Source organism: Bacillus sp. sid0103, assembly GCF_019219025.1.
This window is the reverse complement of sequence record NZ_JAHUWN010000072.1, coordinates 1-3952: the sequence shown is the minus strand read 5'-3', so window position 1 is coordinate 3952 and position 3952 is coordinate 1. Positions and strand designations below refer to the sequence as shown.

The following is a 3952-nucleotide window of genomic DNA, read 5'->3' as shown; positions in this document are numbered from 1 at the left end:
TCTGAAATTCTCTCAATTAGTTGATTTTGTTTGTCTTGCATCTTAAAATTCATATAAGGGTTCCTCCTTAAGGTTTTGAGTTAGAGTGGTGTCTATACTCATATCTTACTGAGGGACCTATTTTTTTTCAAAGTTGAAAATTAGCTGCCTACAGGAATTCTAACGAAGCAGTTTAGTTGAAGAAGGAAAATGATTATTTAGTAAAAAAAATGAGGATTATCACTTTTTGTTGATATAATTGAAATAGATGAATAAAAGGTAAATAGGAGATTTTTTATGAAATTAACGACCTTTTTTGAGCCTGTTTCTAATCTTTCTAAAAAGCAAAAAATATTGTGGTCGATTTTCTTTATTGTTTTATTTTCTGATATTATCACTCGTATCCTAAAAATTGATTCAATCTTAGTTCAAAATATAATTGATTCAGTGATGGTACTATGTCTATTTGCTTTCATCTTTGAATTATTCTATTTAAAGAAAAAAAGAAAATGATTACAAGTTTATGTACTTCAACTTAAGGGTGCTTATTTTTTACAAAGGGTTGCTGCGGCGGCTCTTTTTCTTGTTCCACTAACGAAGCAGGTTAGTGAAAGAACAACATAATAATAACACTACATTGGAAAATACTAATTACTAAATACTTTTCATTCTGGGTGGTTCAAATGACAAAAAGGTATAAGACTTTTTTAATTACGATAATTACAATAATAATTTTATTTATGGCTGGAAAGTATCTATTGAATTTTTTATTTGAGGATTTGTGTGGAAATGATATTAAACAAAAAATCCCTTCTCCCAATGGTGAGAATATCGCATATATTTTCGATAGAAGTTGCGGTGCAACAACGGGGTTTTCACCTCAATTATCCATTTTATATAAAGATGATGAATTAGAAAATGAATCGGGAAATACATTTGGGTCAGAAAAAGATTTTTCGATAGAATGGCTTGATGAAAAGAACTTAAAAGTTACTTATGATATATCCTCTGAAACATACGAGATGAAAAAAAAGGTAAATGGTATTACGATTGAATATATAGGTAAGTAAAAACCTTTTTATTCTTTCACTAACGGGGGCAAGAGTCGAAGGTCCAGTTCATTTTTGGTGGCTTTTTTTATTATTGAGCTAAAGGGGCAGGATAGTTTATGAAATGGTGCATAGAAAGGAAAATCAATTATGACTCAATACATTTATCTTGCTTCACCTATGAGATTACCTAAAGGTTCCTTTGGTTCAAAACCCGTGTCTCCTAAAAAACCGAATGTCTTTAAAAATGAATTAGATTTCACTCATATATATTTTGAAAATAATTACGATAGCAAATTAAAACGAAGATTTTCATACAGTCCCCAGCTCTCTTTCAATCACCAAGTAGCGGCTTACTCTAATCACATCCCTTTAAAATATGAATTAAAAGGAACAGCAGAAGAAGAAAAGTGTTTAACAATACTATATTCTTACCTAGAAGAAGCCATTCAAACTAGTGGCGTCGTAGAGTATTTTACTTGTTTGAGTAGTAAAGAAGAGCTAGCAATATCAAAAAAACAAAACATTCGCAGGAAAGAAATAAAAAAACCTTATGACCTGGTGTTGGAAGATATGGAGTTTTGGGAGATAAGACTTGATGTATATTAAGGGAATCCTAATATAAGAAGGCATTGTTGTAATTAAATTAGGGGGATTGGGTTATGGTTCAATGGAGATTTGATAATGGAACTAAAAAGAAAGTTAGGGGTTTAAAGAGAAGGTACAAGACGTTTGTAGAGGATTTAACTGAATTAACAAAAATTATTCCTAATCCTAATGAATATGGTTTAGGTTATTGGCACCTACATTTACCATTCAGCCAAGAATACATAGATTCGAAAAAAACTCCGAACAAATTAAGACGAGATATTATGCAAAAATTAATTGAACGGGTTAATTATTTAATCAGCATAAAGACGAAGGTACAGAGTGATTATTACATATGCCATTATTTCGTTGCCCAATTTATTTGACTCACAAATTGTAGTATTACCAGATAAAAGTTGGTTTGTTGGTTTTTTGGAGAGAAACTCACAAGAACAAAAATGGGTACCTCTAGATAGCGATAGAAATATAATCAAAGAGTGGAACCTTGTTTTATCTTCTGATTTAAAATTACGGGGTTTCAAGGAAATAATTTCAGACGAAGACATAAACCACGTTGGCGAAATCTGGTTTATTGGTGAGTTAAATTAGATAAGTCATTTCTGCAAATAGTTGCAATTTCCTCAAATCAAGCTAGTATTTTACTTTTTGGTAATAACAAGATTGTGAAGAAATGTACTTACACTAACGGGTGCAAGAGTTAAAGATGGGGATCGCTGCGGCGTTCCTTTTTTGTTATTGAGCAAACGGAGCAGATTAGTGGAATAAGAAAAAAGGAACTATCATAAGAAAAAAGAAAAGATATATTATGAAAGGGGAGAATAAGCTGCTAAAGATTACTCCCATCTGTTCGTTATGTAGTCTTTTCTAAAAGGGTTACTAAACAGAGAGGATTGATAGTGAATGAAGGATGTTTTGAAGCAACAATACAGTTTCATTAGGTCCACTAGACAAACATTGTTTGCGTTTTTGGAAGGGATTCCGTTGCAAAAGTTGCACAAAACAGTTCCAAACTTCGGGAACGCGTCTATTATTAGAACCCATATTCACGTTGCTGATTGCTATTTGGGCTGGCTTGGGAAATTCGCACTTAAACAGAATGATTTTTCGTTCGCTACAGTTTATGATATCGAACACTCAGATGTCAAAAAGGTTCGAAATAGATTTGAGTTAGTAGATGAAGTAGTACAACAGTTTTTAGATGAATTCAATTCTCGTTGGTTCGATAATATAGCGAATCAGGTGAAGTGGCAGAAAGAACCATGGAGTACGACTCCTCTATGGCTTTTAACTCATACCGAAACACATGAGTTTCATCATAAGGGACAAATCGTATCTATGGCTCGTCATTTAGGTTACAATCCTCCTGATACAGACCTTGTTGCTCCTTAGTCAATACTTAGTTCTTCTTGTTCAATTAACGGTCTGCAAGGGTTAAAGACGAGGATCGCTACTGCGGTCTTTTTTATTATTAGACACTAACGGGCAGGATAGCTGAAGAAGGAAGTCCCTTCTTTATAGCTGAATTATAGTGTTAGCAACTTTATGAGGAGAATGTTATGAAAAAAAATGTTCAAGTAATTGACGGTGCAATTAACAGTGCCTTTGAGATTTATGAAGTGGATGTTGAACTGTTTGATATTCTATTTCCAAATGGCAATGATATTGCATTTGCAAGTGATTTCCCAAACCTTGAGGATACTGATTTCTATATAAGATTTTACTCGAAAATGGTGGATAAGAAAAAAGTTAATGGCATACACGGAACACTTCATCTTGATGACATAGCAAAGGAAAGTTTTCCGAATAGAAGAGAAACGGACGCTGGCAATTTTTAATAAATTTCATTTGTGCTTATTCAGTTAACGGGTGCCTTAGTTTAATAAGAAGTATAAAAGGATCTTCCAATCGAAGATTCTTTTTCATTGCCTATAAATCCGCTTCTATGTAAATTGCTTACTATTTTTACTAAGGTTTTGTCTTATAGTAGAACTACTTTTCTTCTTTTAAACCATTTTTATCAAAAATAACTAAGTTTTTTAGGATTTTAAAAAAAACCTTCGGCCAAAATAGGAACTTTTTCGTCTAAAAGGTATACGCAAAAAACAAAAGAAGGTGAACAACATAATTGAGTCTAATCACAGATCCAGGGGATAAAGAAAAAGCGTTTTTAGGGCTATTCCGGCATTATGAGATTGAGTCCATATAATTGTGTAAAAAGAAAATGAGTCAAATTAATTCCTCATGGTTACAATGTTAACGGCGAAGAAAACAATGTGGAGGAATTAATTATGACTCAAATACAGTTTAACCTAAAT

General features: G+C 32.5%; 4 protein-coding genes and 1 pseudogene. All 5 read left to right on the top strand.

Annotation, left to right across the window (positions count from 1 at the left end):
* Positions 1 to 662 precede the first annotated feature (662 nt).
* The 5 genes and pseudogenes from KW850_RS32330 to KW850_RS32305 all read left to right on the top strand — a co-directional run bounded on the left by KW850_RS32330 (position 663) and on the right by KW850_RS32305 (position 3472).
* Positions 663 to 1049 carry a DUF5412 family protein gene (locus KW850_RS32330; RefSeq protein WP_218351686.1) on the top strand — a complete coding sequence of 129 codons (387 nt, stop codon included), beginning with the start codon at positions 663 to 665 and terminating at the stop codon, positions 1047 to 1049.
* A gap of 129 nt (positions 1050 to 1178) precedes the next feature.
* On the top strand, positions 1179 to 1637 hold the full coding sequence (locus KW850_RS32325; protein WP_218351685.1) for a hypothetical protein: 459 nt from the start codon (positions 1179 to 1181) through the stop codon (positions 1635 to 1637).
* A gap of 53 nt (positions 1638 to 1690) precedes the next feature.
* Positions 1691 to 2225, top strand: a pseudogene (locus KW850_RS34475) (DUF3916 domain-containing protein).
* 312 nt (positions 2226 to 2537) lie between these two features.
* Positions 2538 to 3026 carry a DinB family protein gene (locus KW850_RS32310; RefSeq protein WP_218351682.1) on the top strand — a complete coding sequence of 163 codons (489 nt, stop codon included), beginning with the start codon at positions 2538 to 2540 and terminating at the stop codon, positions 3024 to 3026.
* Between the two features lie 167 nt (positions 3027 to 3193).
* Positions 3194 to 3472 carry a hypothetical protein gene (locus KW850_RS32305; RefSeq protein ID WP_218351681.1) on the top strand — a complete coding sequence of 93 codons (279 nt, stop codon included), beginning with the start codon at positions 3194 to 3196 and terminating at the stop codon, positions 3470 to 3472.
* Positions 3473 to 3952: the final 480 nt, after the last annotated feature.

What these genes read in the sequence shown, in the direction of transcription:
- KW850_RS32330 (WP_218351686.1), top strand. Translation starts at nt 663, where the DNA reads ATGACAAAAAGGTATAAGACTTTTTTAATTACGATAATTACAATAATA.
- KW850_RS32325 (WP_218351685.1), top strand. Translation starts at nt 1,179, where the DNA reads ATGACTCAATACATTTATCTTGCTTCACCTATGAGATTACCTAAAGGT.
- KW850_RS32310 (WP_218351682.1), top strand. Translation starts at nt 2,538, where the DNA reads ATGAAGGATGTTTTGAAGCAACAATACAGTTTCATTAGGTCCACTAGA.
- KW850_RS32305 (WP_218351681.1), top strand. Translation starts at nt 3,194, where the DNA reads ATGAAAAAAAATGTTCAAGTAATTGACGGTGCAATTAACAGTGCCTTT.